This window comes from Variovorax sp. P1_H12_2 (assembly GCF_056405335.1).
In genome coordinates, this window is record NZ_JBFUCI010000026.1 from 1 (window position 1) to 22,707 (window position 22,707).

Sequence of the window (22,707 nt, forward strand, 5' to 3'; positions counted from 1 at the left end):
CCGCCGGCGCGCGTTTCGACCACGGCTACTACCGCGACAAGCACATGCCGCTGCTCAAAAGCAGGATGGGCGAGGCCTGCAAGTCCTACACGATCGACAAGGGCATCGCGGGCGGCGCACCGGGCGCACCCGCGCCTTACATCGGCATGTGCCACATCTTCTGCGACTCGGTGGAATCCTTCCAGGCCGCCTTCGGGCCGCATGCGAAGGAGATCATGGGCGACATTCCGAACTACACCGACCTGCAGCCGGTGATGCAGATCAGCGAAGTGGTGGTGGGTTAACCCGCCAAGGCTCCATCTCGGCCGGCGAAGCCAGGCCCGTTGGTGAAACACCGCGGAACCGGCTTTGCCGGGCCGCTGGTGTTGCCCCCGGTAGGGGGTGGGCGGCTACACGAAGTGAGCCAACCTGGGGGCGAGCTAAACCAACCGGGTCTCGATCTCGGTCTTGACCTCGGTCATCAGCCGGTGGACCGGGCACTTGCCCGCCACGCGCAGGAGATCGGCGCGCTGCGCTTCGGTCAGGTTGCCTGTGACGCGCAGCGACGTGCCCAGCCGATAGGTGCCCTTGCGTTCTTCGCTGTCATCGCGGTCGACGATCACTTCGATCTCTTCCACCGGAATGCCTTTGCGCTGCGCGTAGACGAGCACCGTGAGCGCCTTGCAGGCGCCGAGCGATGCGTCGTAGAGATCATGCGGCAAAGGCCCTTCATCCTTGCCGCCGAGATCCGGCGATGCATCGACCGGAAACTCGTGCGCGCGGATCTTGACGATGTGGCGGGTGCCGGTGATGCCGTCGCGGCGGACTGTGATGCTCATGAAGGTCTCCTGATGATCAGACGCGATGGTAGCGCCCGAGTGCTTCAGGCGGCCTGCGCGAGCGCCACGGTTTGCATGCGATGCACTTCCGATTCGCCATGCTTCGCGAGCAATTGCATCAGGTGCTTGCGGATCAGCATGCCGGGCCGGTCCGACTCCATCGAGTACTCGACGCCGCGCCGCCGCGTGTCGACCAGCGCATCGGGGTCGGTCGACTCGAGGATGTCCTTGTCCTCGCGCGTGATCTCCTCGTCGAAATCGATCAGCATCTGCGCCGGACAGTCGGCCTCGGTGTCGTTGCGGAACAGCCATTGGCACAGCTGCATGCGGCCGTCGTCGATGGGCGTGAAGCAATTGATGATGATGTGGCGGATGCCCGAGGGGTACTCGATGTCGAGCCGGCGCGAGAACGGCAGGAAGTAGGCGTTGCGCATGTGGCGCGTGGTGATCGGGTCGGTCACGCCGCTGATGGCGTGGAACCGGGCCGGGTTCGCGGCATCGATCACGGTCTCGGCATGGAAACCGCTCTCGTTCTCGACCAGTTCGTACCTGCTCGGCTTGGGGCTCGCCGCGACGCCGAAGGTGGCGCGGTGCACGAAGCTGAAATGCGAGTTGTCGAAGGAGTTCTCGAGCGCGCGCATCGGGCTGGTCTGCCACTCCTCGTAGAACTGGTGGATGGTCCGATAGCCCGGATCGTCGAATTCCGGAATCTCGGGAATGCCGGCGATGGGCTCCTCCAGCGCCACCCAGGCATAGCCATGGCGCGCCGTGCAGTGGTAGGCCGTGGTCCGGTAGTCGGGCGAGATCTTGCGGTCGGCCTCGTACTGCGGGATGCGGATCACCTGTCCGCTGCGGTCGTAGGTCCAGCCGTGGTAGCCGCACTGGATCGCGCCCTGCCCGCAGGCCTTGCCTTCGCCGTCGACGCACCAGCCCTTCGAGAGCCTCGCGGTGCGATGGCAGCAGCGGTCGCGCAGCGCGGCCGGCCGGCCTTCGGCATCGAGGAACAGGACGATGTTCTCGCCGAGCAGCGTGAAGGGCCTGGGCCCCTGCTGCAGATCGGCCAACGGCATGACGGCATGCCAGAACTTGCGAAAGACGGGTTGTTGAGTGACGAGCATGAATGACTCCTTCGGTTGCGTGGGATCAACTTGAAAGAGCAATTTCCCGCCATGGCCTGCACGCACCCAAGCTGAACGCTTCTACTCTGCGTCGATCTTCCTGCAATTTGCGGGCCTGCAGCGCCTGGCATGCGTCCTGCATGGCAACGGGCAAGAGTAGAAGCGTTCAGCAGCGCACGCACCGCCCTTTCTTCGTGCGCCGCCCGGAAATTGCTCTTGAAGCGCCCGCCGTCCGGCAGGCGATCAGGAGCCACGATTTCCAGGAGCCCCATCCATGCAACGCCGTACCTTCGTCGCCACCGGCGCAGCCAGCGCCGCCGCCCTCGCCGCACCCGCCCTGTTCGCGCAGGGCGCCAAACCGACGCCGCTCAAGTTCACGCTCGACTTCCGCATCAACGCACAGACCGCACCCTTCTTCCTGGCCGAAAGCAAGGGCTACTACCGGGACGAAGGCCTCGACGTCACGATCGACACCGGCGCCGGCTCGGTGGCCTCGATCACGCGCATCGCCAGCGGCGTCTACCAGCTCGGCCTCGGCGACATCAGCTCGCTGATCGAGTTCAATGCGCAGCATCCGGGCACCCCCGTGGTGCAGGCGGTCTACCAGTACTACAACCGCGCACCGTTCGTGATCATCGGCCGCAAGGACCGCGGCATCGGCGCCGACTTCAAGAGCCTGCAGGGCAAGAAGGTCGCGGCGGCGGCGGTCGAATCGACGCGGCGCGCCTGGCCGATGGTGGCGCGCAAGCAGGGCATGAAGGCCGACGCCTTCCAGTGGCAGACCACCGACTTCAGCGCCCGCGACAACGTGATGGTGCGCGGCGATGTCGATGCCGCCACCTACTTCCACGACTCGGCGATCTCGCTGTTCGCGCGCATGAAGCCCGAGGACCTCTCGGTGTTGAAGTACTCGGATGCCGGCGTCAATCTCTACGGCAACGCGATCCTGGCCAGCAGCAACCTGATCGCGGAGAACCCGAAGGCGGTGGCGGCCTTCCTGCGCGCGACCAACCGCGCGATCGTCGAGACCTTCGCCGACCCGGCGCCGAGCGTCGCGGCGATGCGCCAGCGCGAACCGATCCTCGACGCGAAGATCGAACTCGCCCGCTGGGCCATCACCGCGCAATACGTGGGCGCCGCCGACACACGCGGGCACGGCCTGGGCGACATCAGGAAGCTGCTGCTCGAGCAGCAGGTCGACGAAGTGGCCGAGGTGTTCGGGCTGCGGAACAAGCCGTCGGCCGATGCTATCTTCAACAGCTCGATGCTGCCGGCGCGCAATGAACGTAGCATCCAGGCATGAGTTCACTTCCTTCGGACAGCTTTCCCGCTGAACAGAAACTCGACGAGCGCGACGGCCGCTACCTGCGCAAGGCCATCGTCTGGTCGCACGCCGCGCGGCGGCGCGGCAACCGGCCCTTCGGTGCGGTGGTGGTCTCGGCCGCCGGCGAGGTGCTGGCCGAGGCCTACTGCAACACGGCCGAGACCGGCGACGTCACGGGCCATGCCGAGACCAATGCGGTGCGCCTGCTCGGGGCGCGCAAGCTGTCGCGCGAGGAGCTGGCCGGCGCCACGATCTATTCGTCGGGCGAGCCCTGCGTGATGTGCGCGGGCGCGATCTTCTGGGCCAACATCGGCCGCGTGGTGTTCGGCATCGACGCCGAGCGGCTGCGCGTGTTCCGCGGCGAACGCGGCGACCAGCGCGATGCCGAGCTGTCCTGCCGCGACGTCTTCCGGGCCTCTGCGCATGCGATCGAATGCATCGGGCCGGCATTGGTCGACGAGGCCGCGGCGGCCCACGTCGGCGCCTGGAAATCCTGAAACACCCGGCGCCGGGATCTCTACACTTCCCGTCATGCCATGGCACGCACGACTTGACCTCGACTACCAGCTGGAAGCCCGGCGCAGCGTGGCGCGCTTTCGCCACGACGGGCCGCTGCGCATCCTGCAGAGCCTCTACCCCGAAGGCGATGCGGTCTGCCACAACGTGCTGGTGCATCCGCCCGGCGGGCTGGTCGGCGGCGACACGCTGGACCTCCGCGTGCGTGCCGCGGCGGGCAGCCACGGGCTGATCACCACGCCAGGCGCTTCGCGTTTCTATCGCTCGGACGGCGAACTGGCATTGCAGCGCACGGAGCTCAGCGTGGAAGCCGGCGCCCGCCTCGAATGGCTGCCGCTCGAGGCGATCTGCTTCAGCGGCTGCCGGGCCGAAAACCGGCTGATCCTGCGCGTCGATGAAGGCGCCGAGCTGATCGGCTGGGACGTCACGGCGCTCGGCCTCCCGAACGCCGGCAAGCCTTTCGAACGCGGCACGCTGCAGCAGCACATCGAAGCGCCGGGTGTATGGCTGGAACGCGGTCGCATCGACGCAGAAGACCAGCGCCTGCTGCAGAGTCCGCTGGGCCTGGCCGGCCACCGCTGCCTGGCCTCGATCTTCTTCGTCGCCGGCTCGCCGATGGAGCGCGCCCGACGCGATGCCGCGCTGGAGGCCGCCCGGTCGCTGATCGAGGCCCACGCGCTGAGCGAAAGCGCGGGCGCCACCAGCCCGCATCCCGGGATCATCGTGCTGCGCACCCTGGCGCCGGTGGTCGAACCCGCGATGCACCTGCTGCGGCAGGTCTGGCAGGCCTGGCGCGCCGAACTCTGGGGCCTGTCCGGCCAGCCGCCGCGGATTTGGTCGATGTAGGCGAACGGGCATGAGCCGCAGGGCCGCTCCCAAGGCGAATACCGAAGCGCTGTTGCGCGAAGGTACTCCAATGAGCGCGACCCGCACCGACATCCCCGCCCGCCTCGACCGCCTGCCCTGGTCGCGCTGGCACTGGCGCGTGGTGATCGCGCTCGGCGTGGCCTGGGTGCTGGACGGACTCGAGGTCACGCTGGTCGGCTCGATCGGCGGCGTGCTCGAACGACCCGACACGCTGGGGCTGAGCGCCGCGCAGATCGGCGGCTCGGGCTCGCTCTACGTCGGCGGCGCGGTCATCGGCGCACTGGCGTTCGGTCGCCTGGCGGACCGGCTCGGCCGCAAGAAGCTGTTCCTGGTCACGCTCGCGCTCTATGCGGCGGCGACGCTCGCCACCGCCTTCTCGCCCGATTTCGCCTTCTTCGCGCTGTGTCGCTTCGCGACCGGGCTCGGCATCGGCGGCGAGTATGCGGCCATCAACTCGGCCATCGACGAACTGATCCCGGCCCGGGTGCGCGGCCGCGTGAACCTCGCCATCAACGGCAGCTTCTGGATCGGTGCGGGGCTGGGGGCCGGGCTCAGCCTCTGGCTGCTCGACGCCCGGGTGCTGGGGCCGGTGTGGGGCTGGCGCGCCGGTTTCGCGCTGGGCGCCCTGCTCGCCGTGGCGATCCTGCTGGTGCGCCGCAACGTTCCCGAGAGCCCGCGCTGGCTGATCGCGCACGGCCGTGCCGGCGAGGCCGAGCGCATCATGCAAGGCATCGAGGCCGAAGTCACGGCGCAGCATGGGGCACTGCCTCCCGCGATCGGCCATGTGAGCTTCGGCGGCCGGGCCGGCCCCGGCTGGCGCGAGGTGGCGCAGGTGCTGCTGCGGCGCTACCCGCAGCGCAGCATGGTGGCGCTGGCCCTGATGATCTCGCAGGCCTTCCTCTACAACGCGATCTTCTTCACCTACGCGCTGGTGCTGACGCGCTTCCACGGCGTGCCCGAAGGCCGGGTGGCGCTCTACATCTTTCCGTTCGCGCTCGGCAATGTGCTGGGGCCGCTGCTGCTGGGCCCGCTGTTCGACCACGTCGGCCGGCGCCGGATGATCGCACTGACCTATGGGCTCTCGGGCGTCGGCCTGGCGCTGACCGGCTGGGCCTTCATGCAGGGCTGGCTCGACGCCCGCAGCCAGGCCCTGTGCTGGTCGGCGGTGTTCTTCCTCGCCTCCGCCGCAGCCAGTTCGGCCTACCTCACGGTCAGCGAGGTGTTTCCGCTCGAAATGCGCGCGATCGCGATCTCGATCTTCTATGCGGTGGGCACCGGTGCCGGCGGCTTCGCGGCGCCGTGGCTGTTCGGCGCCCTGATCGAGACCGGCAGCCGCGGCGCGGTCGCCATCGGCTACGCGATCGGCGCCGGGCTCGTCATCGCCGCCGGGCTGCTGGCGCTGCGCTTCGCGGTCGATGCGGAACGCAAGCCGCTCGAGGAGGTGGCGCCGCCGCTCACTGCGCCCCCACCGTGACCCGCGCCGTCATGTACGGATGCACCGCGCAGACATAGTCGTAGGCCCCCGGCGTCGGGAAGGCCCGGCTGAAGCTCTGGCCCGGCAGCATCAGCGCCATGCCCGGCGCGCCGTCCGCGAACGCGAGGCCGTGCGGCGCGCCGTCGTCGTTGGTCCAGGTCACGCTGTCGCCGGCGTTGATCGCGAGCAGCGCAGGCCCGAAGGCGAAGTTCTCGATCGAGACCCGGGCGCCGCTCCCGGCCCGGTGCTGCACCGCCACCTTGCGCGGTGCGTTGCCCACCGGGATGGTGACCACCGGGCCGCCCGCGAGGTCGACCAGGCTGACGTCGTTGGACCCTTCGTTGGTCACGAGCACCTTCTTGCCGCCGGGCAGGATGTCGACCCAGTGCGGCTGCTTGCCGACCGCGATGCTGCCGCTGGGTGCCTGGGTCGCCGGGTCGAACAGCATCAGCTCGCCCGGCCCCTGGACCACCACGACGCCCGACCGGGCGCCCGCGAACAGATGCGCCACATGGGGCGAGACGCCGGTGGGGATCTGCGCAACCGGCTTGTTCGACGCGGCGTCGAACACCTGCACCGCGCTGACGCCGGCCAGCGTCACGTAGAGCTTCTTGCCGTCGGGGCTGAACTCGAGGTCGCGCGGCGTCTTCTCGACCGGCACGCTCGCGGCGACCTTGCGCGTCGCCAGATCGATCACCACCAGCGCGAAGTTGCCCGGTGCCTGCGAGGACACGTAGGCCTTCCTGCCGTCGGGTCCGACCGCGAGCGTGTGCGGCTTGGGCACCGGCACGGTCGCCGCCACCGCATGCGTCGCCACATCGACGAAGGCCACCCGGTCCTCGCCATTCACGGCCACCAGCAGCCACCGTCCGTCGGGCGTGATGGCCAGGCCCTGGGGCCCCTTGCCGACCTCCACGGTGCCGCTGATGCGATCGCTCGCGGTGTCGATCACGCTGAGACTGGACCCGCTGGCGCCGCTGACGAAGACCTGGCGGTCATTGCGGGCGACCACGATGCCGTCGGGACCCGCGGCCACCGGCACCGTCGCGATGAGGCGCTGGGCGGCGGTGTCGATCACGCTGACCGTGTCGTCCTTGAAATTGCCCACATAGGCCTTGGCGCCGGCGGCAAAGGCGGGATTGGCCAGCAGCAAGGCAGCCAGCGCGGCGGCAAGTATCGGCTTCAGCTTCATGGTGGGACTCCTGAACGAGGGGGAAAGGAACAGAATCGACACCAGGCATGACGGCCCCGGCGCCCTGGCTATTCCCGCCCCCGGAATAAACAGCGGCTTCGGCCCGTCAAGCAGGAGAAGGAATCCGGTGACCGATCGCACCCGTCGATTCGAGGCCGCGGCCCTGCCGCATCTGCCTGCCGCGTACAACCTGGCGCGCTGGCTGCTGCGCGACGAGCGCCAGGCGGAGGACGCAGTGCAGGACGCCTACTTGCGCGCTTTCCGCTTCTACGACGACCTGCGCGGCGAGCAGGCCCGGCCCTGGCTGCTGGGCATCGTGCGCAACGCCTGCTACGACTGCATGCGCCAGCACCGGCACCTGGCCGACCAGGTCGAGTTCGACGAGCTGCGCGACAGCGGCGGCGACGCGCCCGGGGACCTCGGCGATCCCGCGGTGGTCTGGGAACAGCGCACGCGCGGCCAACGGATCAACGCCGCGATCGAGGCGCTGGCGCCGTCGTTCCGCGAAGTCATCGTGCTGCGCGAACTGGAGGAGATGTCGTACGAGGACATCGCACGCATCGCCGGCGTTCCGATCGGCACGGTGATGTCGCGGCTGTCGCGCGCACGGGCCTTGCTGCGCACCGCGCTGCAGGCGGAAGCGCCGCACGGACAACGGGAAGGAAGGCATGATGCAAGCAGTTGAAGACGACGATCTGGGCGTGATGATCCGGCGCGAGGGCACGCGGCATGCGCCGCCCGCGGCGCTGGCCGAGCGTATCCGTGCCGATCTGCAAGGCGAGCAGGCGCCCCCCGCTCGTCCCCGGCGCGCGCCCGTGTCCGGCCGCTGGCTCCAGGCCTTGTCGCTGTTCGGCGCCGGCGCGGCGACCGCCTGGGGCCTGGCCCTCGCGCTGCTGGTGGTGCCTGTGCAGGATGCGACGAGCGAGGCCGTCACCGACAGCCATGTCCGCTCCTTGATGGCCTCGCACCTCGCCGACGTGGCGTCCACCGACCAGCACACCGTCAAGCCCTGGTTCGCCGGCAAGCTGGATTTCTCACCGCCGGTGATCGATCTCGCGGCCGAGGGCATGCCGTTGACCGGAGGCCGCATGGACTACATCGACGGGCGCGCGGTCGCTGCGCTGGTCTACCGGGCGGGCCCGCACGTGATCAACCTGTTCCTCTGGCCGGCGGCCGACGGGAAGTCGACCAAGCCTCAGTTGCAGGCTCGGCGCGGCTACAACCTGGTGCACTGGACCCAGGCCGGCATGCAGGCCTGGGCCGTCTCCGACCTCAACGCCTCGGAACTGCAGGCCTTCGCCGCACTCGCCCGCGAAAGAATGGCGGCGGCCGCACCCGCCGCACGCTGATCAGATCGCGACCAGCTGACGCACGCCGTTGGCTTCCATGTCCTTGCCGAGGCCGCGCGCGATGATTTCGCCGCGTTCCATCACGAGGTAGTCGTCGGCGAGCTCCTGCGCGAAGTCGTAGTACTGCTCGCACAGCACGATCGCCATGTCGCCGCGGTCGGCCAGCATGCGGATCACGCGGCCGATGTCCTTGATGATGCTCGGCTGGATGCCCTCGGTGGGCTCGTCGAGGATGAGCAGCTTGGGCTTGGGCGCCAGCGCGCGGGCAATCGCGAGCTGTTGCTGCTGGCCGCCGGACAGGTCGCCGCCGCGCCGGTTCAGCATCTGCTTGAGCACCGGGAACAGCTCGTACAGCTCCGGCGGAACCGGCGTCGAGCCCGGCTTGTAGGCCAGGCCCATGCGCAGGTTCTCCTCGACCGTCAGGCGCGCGAAGATCTCGCGGCCCTGGGGCACGAAGCCCATGCCGGTGCGGGCGCGCTCGTAGGGCGTCTTCTTCTGGATCGGCGCGCCGTCGAACTCGATGCTGCCGCTCTTGATCGGCACCAGCCCCATCAGGGACTTGAGCAGCGTGGTCTTGCCGACGCCGTTGCGGCCCAGCAGCACCGTGACCTTGCCGAGCCGCGCTTCGAAGCTGACGTCGCGCAGGATGTGCGAGCCGCCGTAGTACTGGTGGATGTTCTTGACGTTGAGCATGTGTGTCCTTGCTGGTCAACGGCCTAGGTAGACCTCGATCACGCGCTCGTCGGCCTGTACCTCGTCGAGCGTGCCCTGCGCCAGCACCGAGCCGTCGCACAGCACCGTGACGATCTCCGAGATCGTGCGGATGAAGCTCATGTCGTGCTCCACCACCATCAGCGAATGCTTGCCCTTCAGGCTCAGGAAAAGCTCGGCCGTGCGCGCCGTCTCCTCATCGGTCATGCCCGCCACCGGTTCGTCGAGCAGCAGCAGCTTGGGGTCCTGCATCAGCAGCATGCCGATCTCCAGCCACTGCTTCTGGCCGTGGCTCAGGTTGCCRGCCAGGCGCAGCACGCTGCCGTCCAGGTGGATCGTGTGCAGCACCTCCGCGAGCCGATCCGCCTGCGCCGAATCCAGCCTGAACAGCATCGACGCCTTGACGCCCTTGTCGGTCTTGAGCGCCAGCTCGAGGTTCTCGAACACCGTCAGGTGCTCGAACACCGTCGGCTTCTGGAACTTGCGTCCGATGCCGAGCTGCGCGATCTCGGCCTCCTTGTGGCGCAGCAGGTCGATGGTGCTGCCGAAGAACACCGTGCCCTCGTCGGGCCGCGTCTTGCCGGTGATGATGTCCATCATCGTGGTCTTGCCGGCGCCGTTCGGCCCGATGATGCAGCGCAGCTCGCCCGGCGCGATGTCGAGCGAGAGCTTGTTGATCGCCTTGAAGCCGTCGAAGCTGACGCTGACATCTTCGAGGTAGAGGATGCGGCCGTGCGTCGTGTCGACCTCGCCCGCGGTGGCGTGGCGTCCATAGCCCGCGGCGCGGCCGCCGGACTCGGTCTGCAAGGCGTGATCGGCCGCGCCGCCGTGGCGGGCAATGCGTTCGGCACCGGCGTCCATCAGGTCGGGTGTCATGCGCGGGCCCCCTTCGCTTCGACCGCCAGCGGAGGCAATGCCACGGGCTCGACGCCCTGCTCGACCGCCACGGCGCGCTGCGCCTCGCGGCGGCCTTCGCGCGGCGCCTTGGCCCTGGACGTCCATTTCTTCACCAGTCCGACGATGCCGTTCGGCAGGAACAAGGTGACCGCGATGAACAGCGCACCGAGGAAGTAGAGCCAGTACTCGGGGTAGGCCACCGTGAGCCAGCTCTTCGCGCCGTTGACGATGAAGGCGCCGATGATCGGCCCGATCAGCGTGGCCCGGCCGCCGACCGCGGCCCAGATCGCAATCTCGATCGAGTTGGCGGCGCTCATCTCGCCCGGATTGATGATGCCGACTTGCGGCACATAGAGCGCGCCCGCCACGCCGCACATGATGGCCGAGATGACCCAGATCGTGAGCTTGTAGCCCAGCGGGTTGTAGCCCGAGAACATCACGCGCGTCTCGGCATCGCGGATGGCCTGCAGCACGCGGCCGAACTTGCTCGCGATCAGCCACTTCGAGAACAGGAAGAAGCCCAGCAGCGTGAGGCCGGTCAGCGCGAACAGCGTCATGCGCATCTCCTGGGTCTGGATCGGAATGCCCAGGATGCGCTTGAAGTCGGTGAAGCCGTTGTTGCCGCCGAAGCCGGTCTCGTTGCGGAAGAACAGCAGCATCGCCGCAAAGGTCATGGCCTGCGTGATGATCGAGAAGTAGACGCCCTTGATGCGCGAGCGGAAGGCGAAGAAGCCGAACACGAAGGAGATCAGGCCCGGCACCGCGACGATCAGGATCAGCGTGGCGATGAAGCTGTCGCTGAAGGTCCAGTGCCAGGGCAGCGTCTTCCAGTCGAGGAACACCATGAAGTCCGGCAGGTCGCTCTTGTAGTTGCCGTCGCGGCCGATCTGGCGCATGAGGTACATGCCCATCATGTAGCCGCCGAGCGCGAAGAACAGGCCATGGCCCAGCGACAGGATGCCGGTGTAGCCCCAGATCAGGTCCATCGCCAGTGCACAGATGGCGTAGCACATGATCTTGCCGACCAGCGCCACCGCGTAGTCGCTCATGTGCAGCGCGCTGCCCGCGGGGACCACGATGTTGAGCACCGGCGCCAAGGCGCAGACCACGATCAGCGCGACGAAGAAGACGGTCCAGCCCTTGCCGCTGAGCAGCGGTCCCTTGGAAGGTAGTACAGCTTTGCTCATGCCTCGGCGCTCCGGCCTTTCATTGCGAAGATCCCTTGCGGCCGCTTCTGGATGAAGATGATGATGAAGACCAGCACCGCGATCTTCGCGAGCACCGCGCCGGCCCAGCCTTCGATGAACTTGTTCAGGATGCCGAGGCCCATGGCCGCGTACACCGTGCCCGCGAGCTGGCCGACGCCCCCCATCACGACCACCATGAACGAGTCGACGATGTAGCTCTGGCCCAGGTCCGGGCCGACATTGCCGATCTGCGACAGCGCACAGCCCGCCAGCCCCGCGATGCCCGAGCCGAGTGCGAAGGCGTAGGTGTCGATGCGCGCGGTGTTGACACCCATGCAGGAGGCGATCGGACGGTTCTGGGTGACGCCGCGCACGAACAGCCCGAGCCGCGTGCGGCCGATCAGCCAGCCCATCGCGAGCAGCACCAGGCCCGCGAAGACGATGATGCAGATGCGGTTCCAGGGCAGCGTGACGTTGCTCAGCATGGTCAGGCCGCCGCTCATCCAGGACGGGTTCTCGACGCCGACGTTCTGGGCGCCGAAGATCGAGCGCACCAGCTGCTRCAGCATCAGCGAGATGCCCCAGGTGGCCAGCAGCGTCTCGAGCGGCCGGCCATACAGGAAGCGGATGACGCCGCGCTCCAGTACCGCGCCCACCAGCGCCGAGGCCAGGAAGGCGACCGGGATCGCCGCCACCAGGTACCAGCCGAAAGCCGACTCGGGCAGGTAGCGCTGGAACAGGCCCTGCATCACGTAGGTGGCGTAGGCGCCGATCATCATCAGCTCGCCGTGCGCCATGTTGATCACGCCCATCAGGCCGTAGGTGATCGCCAGGCCGAGCGCGGCCAGCAGCAGCACCGAGCCCAGGCTGATGCCGCTGAAGATCGCGTTGATGCGGTCGCCCCAGACCAGCGAGCCGTCGATGCTGCGGATCGAGGCCACGATGGCGGCCTTGACGTCGGCCTCGGTCTCGTCGGCGAGCCGCTGGTTCAGCAGCAGCTTGGTGTCGGGGCTGCGGCTGGCGCCGAGGTCGCTGGCGGCGGCCAGGCGCTTGCCCTTGTCGGCGCTCGTGAGCATGCTGGCGGCACGCACCAGTTCGAGCTGTGCCTTGATCCCGGGAATGGTTTCGGCGGCCAGCGCCTTCTCGACCATCGGCAGGCGCGACTCGTCGGGCTCCTTGAACAGCGCCTGCGCGGCCTCGGCGCGCACCGCGTCGTCCTTGCTCGTGAGCTTGAGCGCGGCCTGCGCGGCATCCAGCGCGCCGCGCATCAGGTTGTTGTTGACCACGTCCTCGGCGTCGTCGGGCAGCTTCTGCTCGGCGCCGGTGACCGGGTCGTAGGCCTTCTCGTCCCTGAGGACGAAGACCTTGTCGGCCGTGTACTTCACCGCGTCATCCGACATCGCCTGGATGAAGGCGGCGGTCTTGTCGTCGGCCGTGATCACGGCCTGGTTGAGCGCCGCGATGCGGGCCTCCGACTCGCCCGATGCGATGGCCTTGGCCTCGTCAGCGGTCAGCGCGTAGCCGGGAGCAGCCGCCAGCAGCATGAACGCCGCAGCGCAGGAGATGATGAGGCGCATAGGTGTGAAAACGGCGTTCTCTCTGTTCCAGAAACACCGCGGAACCGGCTCCGCCGGGCCGCTGGTGTTGCCCCCGGTAGGGGGTGGGCGCCCGACACGAAGTGCGGGCAACCTGGGGGCGAGCCAACTACATCGGCTGATCGGGCTTCTTGTCGTTGCCTTCGATGAACGGGCTCCACGGCTTGGCCTTGACCGGGCCCGGCGTCTTCCAGACCACGTTGAACTGCCCGTCGGCCTTGATCTCGCCGATGAACACGCTCTTGTGCAGGTGGTGGTTCTTCTCGTCCATCTTCGAGACGATGCCCGAGGGTGCGTTGAAGGTCTGGCCGGCCATCGCCGCGATCACCTTGTCGGTGTCGGTGCTCTTGGCCTTCTCGACCGCCTGCTTCCACATGTGGATGCCGATCCAGGTGGCTTCCATCGGGTCGTTGGTCAGCGGCTTGTCCTTGTGGCCCGGGATGTTCTTGGCCTTGGCGTAGTCGCTCCACTGCTTGATGAAGGCCGTGTTGGTCGGGTTCTTCAGGCTCATGAAGTAGTTCCAGGCGGCCAGGTGGCCGACCAGCGGCTTGGTGTCGACGCCACGCAGTTCTTCTTCGCCCACCGAGAAGGCCACCACGGGCACGTCCTTGGCCTTCAGGCCGGCGTTGCCGAGTTCCTTGTAGAAGGGCACGTTCGAGTCGCCGTTGATGGTCGAGACCACCGCGGTCTTGCCGCCGGCCGAAAACTTCTTGATGTCGGCGACGATGGTCTGGTAGTCGCTGTGGCCGAAGGGGGTGTACTTCTCGTCGATGTCGCWGTCCTTCACGCCCTTGCTCTTGAGGTAGGCGCGCAGGATCTTGTTGGTGGTGCGCGGGTAGACGTAGTCGGTGCCCAGCAGGACCCAGCGCTTGGCGCCGCCGCCTTCCTTGCTCATCAGGTAGTCGACCGCGGGGATGGCCTGCTGGTTGGGCGCCGCGCCGGTGTAGAAGACATTCTTGCTGAGCTCTTCGCCCTCGTACTGCACGGGATAGAACAGCAGGCCGTTCATTTCCTCGACCACCGGCAGCACCGACTTGCGCGAGACCGAGGTCCAGCAGCCGAAGATCACGGAGACCTTGTCCTGGCCCAGCAGCTGCTTGGTCTTCTCGGCGAACAGCGGCCAATTGGAGGCCGGGTCGACCACCACGGGCTCGAGCTTCTTGCCGAGCACGCCGCCTTTGGCGTTGATGTCGTCGATGGCCATCAGCACCGTGTCCTTCAGCACGGTCTCCGAGATCGCCATGGTGCCGGACAGCGAATGCAGCACGCCGACCTTGATGGTGTCCTGCGCGAACGCAGGCGCAGCGCCGAGGCTCGCGAGAGCGACGGCGGCGCTGAGCGCCTTGAGTGTGAAACGACGTTGCATGGTGACTACCTTCTCCTGGTGTGGTTGGACGATGGAGAGGAGTCTGCGGATTGGGGAACTCCGCGGAAATACGCCGGGTGGCGTATGGGATGTTGCTCGCCCCCAGGTTGGGCTCACTTCGTGTAGCCCGCCCACCCCCTGCCGGGGGCAACACCAGCGGCCCGGCGGAGCCGGTTCCGCGGTGTTTCACCAACGGGCCTGGCTGCGCCGGCCAGGCACAGGCGCTGGGCTTGTTCTTCGGCTGTGCGACCAGCTCAGATCGACGCTAGCTTCGCGGCGCGGTCTCCCGGAACTGGCGCGCCGCGAAGGCCCACACCAGCTTCGACGCGTCAGGCCCGGCCGCGTCGCTGAAATGCATGCTGGCCGCGCCGCCGCTCCAGGCATGCCCCAGGCCCGCGATCTCGCACAGCGTGACCGCCGTGCGGCCGCGTCGCGTGTAGTCGGTGATGCGCATCGGATGGCGCTTGCCTCTCTGCAGCAGGCGGGCGGCACCGGGCTTCGCTCCGGTGGCGACCGCCCAGACCGTCGCGGTGCTGCCGGCGTTGCTCGCCGACACCACGCTGTCGGCGTCACCGTGCAGCACGAGCAGCGGCGGCAGCGTGGTGAAGACCGCCGCGGCACCCATCGCCTTGCCGACCGCGGTCGCCGGCATCGGCGGCACGTGCTGGCCGCGCATGGCGCCGAGCGCCGTGGCGGGCGATCTGGCGGCACCGGGCGCCACGCCCGAGTGCATCGCGATCGCCTTGAAGCGCGCCGGATAGCGCGTGCCCAGCAAGGCCGCCATGCTGGCGCCGGCGGACAGCCCGGCGACCGCCACGCGCTCGCGGTCGGCCGGATAGAGCAGCAGCACCTGGTCGACCGCGGCCATCAGCGTGGCGGCCTCGGCATCGGCCTTGCCCGAGCGGCGGTCGTACCAGTTCCAGCAGCCCTGCGCATTGGCCAGCCGATCCTGCTCGGGGTAGAGCACCAGGAAGCGCTCGCGGTCGGCGATGCGGTTCATGCGCGTGCTGACCGCGAAATCGCGCCCGGTCTGGCCGCAGCCGTGCAGCATGACCACGAGCGGCAGTTTCTCGCCGGGCTCGAGCGCGAGAGCCGGTGGACGGTAGAGGTGATAGCGCCGCGCCCCGCCCGGGCCCAGCGCCGCCCCCGCGATCCAGTCACCGCGTCCCGGCGGCGGCTTGAGCTGACTGGCCGCCGCGCTCCGGACCCGGCTGGCGATCCGCTTGCCGCTGCCCAGCGTGGCCTTGGTGGCCTTGGTGAGCGCTTTCAGGTTGCGCGCGTAGGCACGTGTCAGCGGAGAGAGCGAACGGCGGGACATGGGGGCGGGACGGGGTGGGCGTGCATATCGTTGGGAACACGGTAGCAGCTTCGCCTCCGACCAGCTACCAGACGATCGGCCAACTCGCGCAAGGCCTTGCCGGCACCGGAGCGCGTCGGGTCAGTATCTTTCCGGCACGTACATGCTCGCAGGGACCGGGTGCCGCAGGTAGTCCTCGTTGCGCACCCGCGCCGGCAGCGCCACCGCCGGATGCGGCACCTCGTGGTAGGGCATCTGGCCCAGCAGGTGGCTGATGCAGTTCAGGCGAGCCTTCTTCTTGTCGACCGCCTGCACCACCCACCAGGGCGCCTCGGGGATGTGGGTGCGATCCAGCATCGTCTCCTTGGCCTTGGTGTATTCCTCCCAGCGGCGGCGGGATTCGAGATCCATGGGGCTCAGCTTCCATTGCTTCAGCGGGTCGTGGATGCGGCCCAGGAAACGCATGTGCTGCTCCTCGTCGGTGATCGAGAACCAGTACTTGATCAGCTTGATGCCGGAGCGCACCAGCATCCGCTCGAAGTCGGGCACGGTGCGGAAGAACTCCTCGTATTCCTCGTCGGAGCAGAAACCCATCACGCGCTCGACGCCGGCGCGGTTGTACCAGCTGCGATCGAACAGCACCATCTCGCCGGCCGCCGGAAGATGCGCCACGTAGCGCTGGAAGTACCACTGCGTGCGCTCGCGGTCGTTGGGCGCCGGCAGCGCCGCCACCCGCACCACGCGCGGATTGAGCCGCTGCGTGATGCGCTTGATCACGCCACCCTTGCCCGCGGCGTCGCGGCCTTCGAACAGGATCACGACCTTCTGCCGGCTGTGCTGCACCCAGTCCTGCAGCTTCACGAGCTCGCCCTGGAGCCGGAACAGCTCCTTGAAGTAGGCCTGGCGCGCAGCCTTGTCGGCGACGGTCCCCGACGCCATTTCGTCGAGGTTGCGGTCCTCGAGCTCGAGTTCGATTTCCTCGTCGTAGCTGTCGACCAGGTCGCGCGCGATGCGCGCCATCAGGTCGTCGGGGTCGCTCAAGGTGCTCGGCAGCGTCATGGTTCTTCTCGGATGGCGGGAGATTGCACCATGCTGATCCCGCTGGGTGACGGTCATGTGACAGAAAGTACGCCGACGCGGCGTCGTCACGCCACTGACACATGGCGGCCACATGATCCCCCGACACGCCACCATGCCCCTCGCACGATGAATTCGATCGCTGGCGCCTACGGCAGCGACGAAGCCGGGCTGATCTGCGGCTATCTGTTCGATGCCGCCGCCCCGGAGCCGACCCGCGCGGTCGATTCCGCGCAGGCGGCCGACTGGCTGGCGGCCGGCGCTCCGCCCGGCGCCTTCCTGTGGCTGCATTTCAACCTCAGCCATGCCCAGGCCGAGCGCTGGCTGCTGCGCCACGCGGGCCTCTCCGATCTCTTCTTCGAGACGCTGAAGGACGGGCTGCACTCGACCCGGATCGAGCGCGCCGACGATTCGCTGATCGCCGTCATCAACGACGTGCACTTCGAGTTCAGCTTCGAGCCCTCCGACATCTCGACCCTGTGGATCAGCGTCGGCCCGCGGCTGGTGGTGACCGCGCGCACCCAGCCGCTGCGCTCGGTCGATGCGCTGCGCACCTCGGTCAAGGMCGGCGATGCGCCGCGCTCCAGTACCGAACTGCTCGAACACCTGCTGCGCGTGCAGGCCGACGTGCTGGTGAACATCGTGCGCGGCGTGACTGCGCGCATCGACGACATCGAGGACGCGCTGCTGGCCGGCCGGCTGGACCACAAGCGCGCCCGGCTCGGCGTGCTGCGCCGGGTGCTGGTGCGGTTGCAGCGCCTGCTGGCGCCCGAACCGGCGGCGCTGTTCCGGCTGCTGCAGAGCCCGCCCGCCTGGATGGCCGAGCCCGACGTGCTCGAGTTGCGCGGCTCGACCGAGGAGTTCTCGGTGGTGCTGCGCGACATGGGCGCACTGCAGGAGCGCATCAAGCTGCTGCAGGAAGAGATCGCCGCCGATGTCAACGAGGACAACAATCGCAGCCTGTTCGTGCTGACCGTGGTGACCGTGCTGGCGCTGCCGATCAACATCCTGGCCGGGCTGTTCGGGATGAACGTGGGCGGCATTCCGCTGGCCGACCACCGGCACGGCTTCTGGATCGTGGTGGCCATCGTGGTGAGCTTCACCGCAGTCGCGGCCTGGGTCGCTTTCAAGAACAAACGATAGCCCCCCGAAGCGCCTTCGGCGCCTCCCCCCTGATGGGGGCGATACCAGCGGCCCGGCGAAGCCGGTTCCGCGGTATCCCTGAAATTGGGCTGTGACGGTTTCGAGCGGCCGGGTCGGGCGACAGCGAGGTGGACCCTGGAATGAGGGCCGCCGCAGGCCATTCCGAGAAAGAATAAGATCGTGCGGTGTCCTCCATCCTCAACGCCGACCTGCATTGCCACTCCGTGGTTTCGGATGGCACGCTGACGCCCGAGGCGCTCGCGGCCCGCGCCGCCGCCAACGGCGTCGAGCTGTGGGCCCTGACCGACCACGACGAGATCGGCGGCCAGCACCGGGCCGCCGCCGCCGCCCGCGAGCACGGCATGAAGTACCTCACGGGCACCGAGATCTCGGTCACCTTCGCGGGCGAGACCGTGCACATCGTGGGGCTGGGCTTCGATCCCGATGACGCCGCGATGAGCGAAGGCCTCCACGACACCCGAGGCGGCCGCGGCAAGCGCGCCCAGGAGATGTCCGAGGGCCTGGCCAAGGTCGGCATCCACGGCKCGTACGAAGGCGCGCTCAGGTTCGTCGGCAATCCCGAACTGATCTCGCGCACCCACTTCGCGCGCTTCCTGGTCGAGGCCGGCCATTGCCGCGACACCCCCGAGGTGTTCCGCAAGTTCCTGACCGAAGGCAAGCCCGGCTACGTGCCGCATCGCTGGGCCAGCCTGAAGGACGCGGTCCACTGGATCACCGCCGCCAAGGGTCTGGCCGTGATCGCCCACCCCGGCCGCTACAAGTTCACGGCCAACGAGGAGTACGCGCTCTTCGTCGAGTTCAAGGCCCACGGCGGCCAGGCGATCGAGGTCGTGACCGGCAGCCACACGCCGGCCGAGTACGTCGAGTACGCCGACAAGGCGCTCGAATTCGACTTCGCGGCCTCGCGCGGCAGCGATTTCCACAGCCCCGACGAAAGCCACTGCGACCTCGGCAAGCTGCCTCCGCTGCCCGGCAAGCTCACGCCGGTGTGGGAACTGCTCGAGCACCGCATCCAGTGACGGGCACGGCGAGCGACGCAGCCGCGAGAACCGGTATCCGCGACCTCGCGTCGGAGCGCATCCTGGCCGGCATCGGGCTGGTGCTGCTCGCGGTGGCCTGCTTCGCCACGCTGGACACCGCCACCAAGCTGTCGACCGCGGCGGTTCCGATCCTGATGGGCGTCTGGGTCCGCTATGCCTTCCAGGCGGTGGCGACCACGCTGGTGCTGCTGCCCCGGCACGGCACGGCGCTGCTGCGCACCCGCCATCCGCGCTACCAACTGCTGCGCGGCGCCCTGCTGCTCGTCTCCAGCACGCTGGCCTTCTTCAGCCTGCGCTACATGCCGCTGGCGGAGTTCACTTCGATCGTGCTGATCGCGCCGCTGGTGATCACGCTGCTGGCGGCCACCACGCTCAAGGAGCATGTGTCGCCGCTGCGCTGGGCGCTGGTGGCGGGCGGCTTCGCGGGCACGCTGGTGATCCTGCGCCCGGGCGGTGACGCCTTCAGCTGGGCCATGTTCCTGCCGATCGGGCTGGTGCTGACCAACGCCTGGTTCCAGGTGCTGACCAGCAAGCTCGCGCGGACCGAGGACCCGCTCACGATGCACTTCTACACCGGCTGGGTGGGCACGCTGCTGGCCTCCTTCGCGCTGCCCTTCGTCTGGACGGCGCTGCCCTCCTGGCACTGGTGGGCACTGCTGTGCCTGATGGGCTTCATGGGCACGGTGGGCCATTTCTTCCTGATCCTGGCCTATCAGCGCGCGCCGGCCTCCACGCTCACGCCTTACCTCTATGCGCAGATCGCCTTCGCGATGCTGGGCGGCTGGATCATGTTCTCCCATGTTCCGGACCGGATTTCACTGATCGGCATGGGGCTGATCGCGGTCTGCGGCGCGGCCGGCGCCTGGCTGACCGTGCGCGAACGCCGGGTCCCTATCGAACCCGCCGAATCATGACCCCCACGCTCCCCACTTCGTGTGGTCGCTGCCCCCCGAGGGGGCCGCGTCCGCCTTGGGGCGGCCCGGCGGCGGACTGACCCGCCATCTCGGGGCAGAATCGACCCCATGGCCCAGTTCTTCGAAGTCCACCCCGACAACCCCCAGCAACGCCTGCTGAAGCAGGCCGTGGCGCTGCTCGCGCGCGGCGAGATCGTCGCCGTGCCGACCGATTCCAGCTACGCGCTGGCCTGCCACCTCGACGACAAGGACGCGGTCGACCAGCTGCGCCGGATCCGCCAGGTCGACGACAAGCACCACCTGACGCTGCTGTGCCGCGACTTGAGCGAGCTCTCGAACTATGCGCGGGTCGACAACAAGCAGTACCGGCTGCTGAAGGCGGCCACGCCCGGCCCCTACACCTTCCTGCTCGAAGCCACCAAGGAAGTGCCGCGGCGGGTCAGCCATCCGCAGCGCAAGACCATCGGCCTGCGCGTGCCCGATCACCGGGTGCTGCTGGAACTGCTGACGCTGCACGGCGAGCCGCTGCTGGCCACCACGCTGATCCCGCCCGGCGAGACCGAGGCGCTGAACGACGCCACCTTGATCCGCGAGCGCTTCGAGAAGCAGATCGGCGCGGTGATCGACGCCGGCGCCTGCGCCTCGGAGCCGACCACCGTGGTCGACCTGACGCCGATGGGTGCCGGCGGCGAGCCGCTGCTGGTGCGGCAGGGGCGCGGCCCGCTGGCCGTTCTGGGTCTCTGAGCCGGCCCCGGGCGGTCTGAGACAATCCAGGCGGTGGATATTTCAAATCTCATACAAACCGTCCTGATCTACGCCCTGCCGGTGATCTTCGCGATCACCATCCATGAAGCCGCGCATGGCTACGTGGCACGGTACTTCGGCGACAACACGGCCTACGTGATGGGCCGCGTGACGCTCAACCCGATCAAGCACATCGACCCGATCGGCACCATCCTGATGCCGCTGCTGCTGTATTTCGCCACCTCGGGGGCCTTCCTGTTCGGCTATGCCAAGCCGGTGCYGGTCAACTTCGGCCGCCTGCGCCACCCCAAGCGCGACATGATCTGGGTCGCCCTGGCCGGCCCGGTCTCGAACTTCATCCAGGCCATCTTGTGGGCGCTGTTCCTGGTCGGCCTGGTCGCCGCCGGCATCAATGAAACCTTTTTCATCAAGATGGCCCAGGGCGGCGTGCTGGTCAACCTCGTGATGTGGGCCTTCAACCTGTTTCCGCTGCCCCCGCTCGATGGCGGCCGCGTGCTGGCCGGCCTGCTGCCGCGCGGCGCGGCCCAGGAATTCCTGGCCCGCATCGAGCCCTACGGCTTCTTCATCGTGATGGGCCTGGTCATCGCCGGCGTCGTCAGCACCTGGTGGCTGAGCCCGCTGATGGCCTTCGGCTACCAGGCCATCTCCCTGCTGCTGAGCCCGCTCACCGCCCTCATTCGCTGAACTCCCCATGGCCATTCCTCCCGACACGCCCACCCGCTTCCTCACCGGCATCACCACCAGCGGCACGCCGCACCTCGGCAACTACGTCGGCTCGGTGCGGCATTCGGTGCGCTTCAGCCGCCGCGACGATGTCCAGAGCTTCTATTTCCTGGCCGACTACCACGCGCTGATCAAGGTCGACGAGCCGGCCCGCATCCAGCGCTCGACGCTCGAGATCGCCGCCACCTGGCTGGCCTGCGGCCTCGACCCGGAGCGGGTCACGTTCTACCGCCAGTCGGACATCCCCGAGATCCCGGAGCTGACCTGGTTCCTGACCTGCGTCACCGGCAAGGGCCTGCTCAACCGCGCCCATGCCTACAAGGCGCAGGTCGACAAGAACGCGGCCAAGGGCGAGGACCCGGACGCCGACGTCAGCGCCGGCCTCTTCATGTACCCGGTGCTGATGGGCGCCGACATCCTGATGTTCAACGCCCACAAGGTGCCGGTGGGCCGCGACCAGGTGCAGCACATCGAGATGGCGCGCGACATGGCGCAGCACTTCAACCATCTCTACGGCGAGCACTTCACGCTGCCCGAGGCCGAGATCGACGACTCGGTGGCGACGCTGCCGGGCCTCGACGGCCGCAAGATGAGCAAGAGCTACGACAACACGATCCCGCTCTTCACGCCGCGCGCCCAGCTGCAGAAGCTGATCAACGGCATCGTGACCGATTCGCGCGCCCCGGGCGAGCCCAAGGACACCGAGGGTTCGGCGCTGTTCCAGATCTACCAGGCCTTCGCCGACGACCAGGAGACCGAGACCCTGCGCAAGGCCTTCGCCGACGGCATCGGCTGGGGCGACGCCAAGCAGTTGCTGTTCGAGCGCATCGACCGCGAAGTGGCGCCGATGCGGGAGCACTACGACGCGCTCCTGAACGACCCGGCCCGGATCGAGTCGATCCTGCGCGCCGGCGCCGAGAAGGCGCGCGCGCTGTCGCGGCCCTTCGTGGCCGATCTGCGGCACGCGGTCGGCCTGCGCAACCTCGCCAGCCAGGACAAGGCGGCGGCGCGCAAGGCGGCCAAGGTGGCCAAGGTCGCGGGTCCGAGCTTCAAGCAATATCGCGAGCGCGACGGGCAGTTCTATTTCAAGTTGCTCGACTCCCACGGGGTGCAGCTGGTACAAAGCCGGGGGTTCGCTTCGCCGCAGGAGGCCGGGCGTGCCATCGGCACGCTGCGCCAGCAGCGGGCGGCGGCCCTGGCGCTGCTCGCGGCGCAACTCGAGCCGATGGACGACGAGGGTATGCGTGCGGCTTCTGCCGCACTGGAGGCGCTTGCGGCAGCCGATGCGGCGAGCGAAGGCTAAGGGTCAATCA

At 68.3% G+C, this 22,707-nt stretch carries 23 protein-coding genes; 13 read left to right on the forward strand and 10 right to left on the reverse strand.

Annotation, left to right across the window (positions count from 1 at the left end; genetic code table 11):
* Positions 1–284: EthD family reductase (locus AC1D2K_RS04955; protein ID WP_478086765.1), on the forward strand; the 284-nt coding region annotated here is incomplete at its 5' end.
* A 135-nt stretch (positions 285–419) separates the two neighbouring features.
* Here the strand turns inward: AC1D2K_RS04955 and AC1D2K_RS04960 are convergent.
* On the reverse strand, positions 420–818 hold the full coding sequence (locus tag AC1D2K_RS04960; RefSeq protein WP_478086767.1) for an OsmC family protein: 399 nt from the start codon (positions 816–818) through the stop codon (positions 420–422).
* 44 nt (positions 819–862) lie between these two features.
* The gene (locus AC1D2K_RS04965; protein ID WP_478086769.1) at positions 863–1,936 is read right to left on the reverse strand and encodes an aromatic ring-hydroxylating dioxygenase subunit alpha; all 1,074 of its coding nucleotides are present in this window, start codon (positions 1,934–1,936) and stop codon (positions 863–865) included.
* Between the two features lie 274 nt (positions 1,937–2,210).
* Between AC1D2K_RS04965 and AC1D2K_RS04970 the strand changes: the two genes are divergently transcribed.
* The 4 genes from AC1D2K_RS04970 to AC1D2K_RS04985 all read left to right on the forward strand — a co-directional run bounded on the left by AC1D2K_RS04970 (position 2,211) and on the right by AC1D2K_RS04985 (position 6,117).
* Complete coding sequence (locus AC1D2K_RS04970) at positions 2,211–3,239, forward strand: ABC transporter substrate-binding protein (protein WP_478086771.1); 1,029 nt, start codon at positions 2,211–2,213, stop codon at positions 3,237–3,239.
* Entirely contained in the window at positions 3,236–3,757 is a 522-nt protein-coding gene (locus AC1D2K_RS04975) for a nucleoside deaminase (RefSeq protein WP_478086773.1), read from the forward strand. Before AC1D2K_RS04970 ends, AC1D2K_RS04975 begins: the two co-directional genes overlap by 4 nt.
* Positions 3,758–3,791: 34 nt before the next feature.
* A complete protein-coding gene (locus AC1D2K_RS04980; RefSeq protein WP_478086775.1) occupies positions 3,792–4,622 on the forward strand; it encodes an urease accessory protein UreD in 831 nt (276 codons plus the stop codon).
* 70 nt (positions 4,623–4,692) lie between these two features.
* On the forward strand, positions 4,693–6,117 hold the full coding sequence (locus AC1D2K_RS04985) for an MFS transporter (RefSeq protein WP_478086777.1): 1,425 nt from the start codon (positions 4,693–4,695) through the stop codon (positions 6,115–6,117).
* Here the strand turns inward: AC1D2K_RS04985 and AC1D2K_RS04990 are convergent.
* Positions 6,098–7,309: a YVTN family beta-propeller repeat protein gene (locus tag AC1D2K_RS04990; protein WP_478086778.1), complete on the reverse strand. Its 1,212-nt coding sequence runs from the start codon at positions 7,307–7,309 to the stop codon at positions 6,098–6,100. The genes AC1D2K_RS04985 and AC1D2K_RS04990 overlap by 20 nt on opposite strands.
* 127 nt (positions 7,310–7,436) lie before the next feature.
* On the opposite strand from AC1D2K_RS04990, the gene AC1D2K_RS04995 reads away from it, so the two are divergent.
* Both AC1D2K_RS04995 and AC1D2K_RS05000 read left to right on the forward strand, forming a co-directional pair.
* Positions 7,437–7,994 carry a sigma-70 family RNA polymerase sigma factor gene (locus AC1D2K_RS04995; protein ID WP_478086779.1) on the forward strand — a complete coding sequence of 186 codons (558 nt, stop codon included), beginning with the start codon at positions 7,437–7,439 and terminating at the stop codon, positions 7,992–7,994.
* A complete protein-coding gene (locus tag AC1D2K_RS05000; protein ID WP_478086781.1) occupies positions 7,981–8,658 on the forward strand; it encodes an anti-sigma factor family protein in 678 nt (225 codons plus the stop codon). Before AC1D2K_RS04995 ends, AC1D2K_RS05000 begins: the two co-directional genes overlap by 14 nt.
* Here the strand turns inward: AC1D2K_RS05000 and urtE are convergent, their stop codons facing one another.
* From urtE to ppk2, 7 genes are all read right to left on the reverse strand, one after another.
* Positions 8,659–9,351 (reverse strand): urea ABC transporter ATP-binding subunit UrtE, encoded by a 693-nt coding sequence (urtE, locus tag AC1D2K_RS05005; RefSeq protein WP_478086782.1) that lies wholly within the window; start codon positions 9,349–9,351, stop codon positions 8,659–8,661.
* Positions 9,352–9,366: 15 nt separating this feature from the next.
* Positions 9,367–10,245 (reverse strand): urea ABC transporter ATP-binding protein UrtD, encoded by an 879-nt coding sequence (urtD, locus tag AC1D2K_RS05010; RefSeq protein ID WP_478086783.1) that lies wholly within the window; start codon positions 10,243–10,245, stop codon positions 9,367–9,369.
* A complete protein-coding gene (gene urtC, locus AC1D2K_RS05015) occupies positions 10,242–11,453 on the reverse strand; it encodes an urea ABC transporter permease subunit UrtC (RefSeq protein WP_478086785.1) in 1,212 nt (403 codons plus the stop codon). The genes urtD and urtC overlap by 4 nt, the downstream gene beginning before the upstream one ends.
* Positions 11,450–13,030 (reverse strand): urea ABC transporter permease subunit UrtB, encoded by a 1,581-nt coding sequence (gene urtB, locus AC1D2K_RS05020; protein ID WP_478086787.1) that lies wholly within the window; start codon positions 13,028–13,030, stop codon positions 11,450–11,452. The genes urtC and urtB overlap by 4 nt, the downstream gene beginning before the upstream one ends.
* A 127-nt stretch (positions 13,031–13,157) precedes the next feature.
* Positions 13,158–14,414, reverse strand: a complete 1,257-nt coding sequence (gene urtA / locus AC1D2K_RS05025; RefSeq protein ID WP_478086789.1) for an urea ABC transporter substrate-binding protein — start codon at positions 14,412–14,414, stop codon at positions 13,158–13,160.
* Positions 14,415–14,679: 265 nt separating this feature from the next.
* Positions 14,680–15,732: an extracellular catalytic domain type 1 short-chain-length polyhydroxyalkanoate depolymerase gene (locus tag AC1D2K_RS05030; RefSeq protein ID WP_478086791.1), complete on the reverse strand. Its 1,053-nt coding sequence runs from the start codon at positions 15,730–15,732 to the stop codon at positions 14,680–14,682.
* A gap of 120 nt (positions 15,733–15,852) precedes the next feature.
* Positions 15,853–16,770 carry a polyphosphate kinase 2 gene (ppk2, locus tag AC1D2K_RS05035; RefSeq protein ID WP_478086792.1) on the reverse strand — a complete coding sequence of 306 codons (918 nt, stop codon included), beginning with the start codon at positions 16,768–16,770 and terminating at the stop codon, positions 15,853–15,855.
* 147 nt (positions 16,771–16,917) lie between these two features.
* Between ppk2 and AC1D2K_RS05040 the strand changes: the two genes are divergently transcribed.
* From AC1D2K_RS05040 to AC1D2K_RS05065, 6 genes are all read left to right on the forward strand, one after another.
* Entirely contained in the window at positions 16,918–17,931 is a 1,014-nt protein-coding gene (locus AC1D2K_RS05040; RefSeq protein WP_478086793.1) for a transporter, read from the forward strand.
* Between the two features lie 185 nt (positions 17,932–18,116).
* Positions 18,117–18,971: a 3',5'-nucleoside bisphosphate phosphatase gene (locus AC1D2K_RS05045; protein WP_478086795.1), complete on the forward strand. Its 855-nt coding sequence runs from the start codon at positions 18,117–18,119 to the stop codon at positions 18,969–18,971.
* Positions 18,968–19,906 (forward strand): DMT family transporter, encoded by a 939-nt coding sequence (locus AC1D2K_RS05050; protein WP_478086796.1) that lies wholly within the window; start codon positions 18,968–18,970, stop codon positions 19,904–19,906. Before AC1D2K_RS05045 ends, AC1D2K_RS05050 begins: the two co-directional genes overlap by 4 nt.
* A gap of 108 nt (positions 19,907–20,014) precedes the next feature.
* Positions 20,015–20,650: an L-threonylcarbamoyladenylate synthase gene (locus AC1D2K_RS05055; protein WP_478086797.1), complete on the forward strand. Its 636-nt coding sequence runs from the start codon at positions 20,015–20,017 to the stop codon at positions 20,648–20,650.
* A 33-nt stretch (positions 20,651–20,683) separates the two neighbouring features.
* Positions 20,684–21,355 carry a site-2 protease family protein gene (locus AC1D2K_RS05060; protein WP_478086799.1) on the forward strand — a complete coding sequence of 224 codons (672 nt, stop codon included), beginning with the start codon at positions 20,684–20,686 and terminating at the stop codon, positions 21,353–21,355.
* A 7-nt stretch (positions 21,356–21,362) separates the two neighbouring features.
* Positions 21,363–22,697: a tryptophan--tRNA ligase gene (locus AC1D2K_RS05065; protein ID WP_478086801.1), complete on the forward strand. Its 1,335-nt coding sequence runs from the start codon at positions 21,363–21,365 to the stop codon at positions 22,695–22,697.
* Positions 22,698–22,707: the final 10 nt, after the last annotated feature.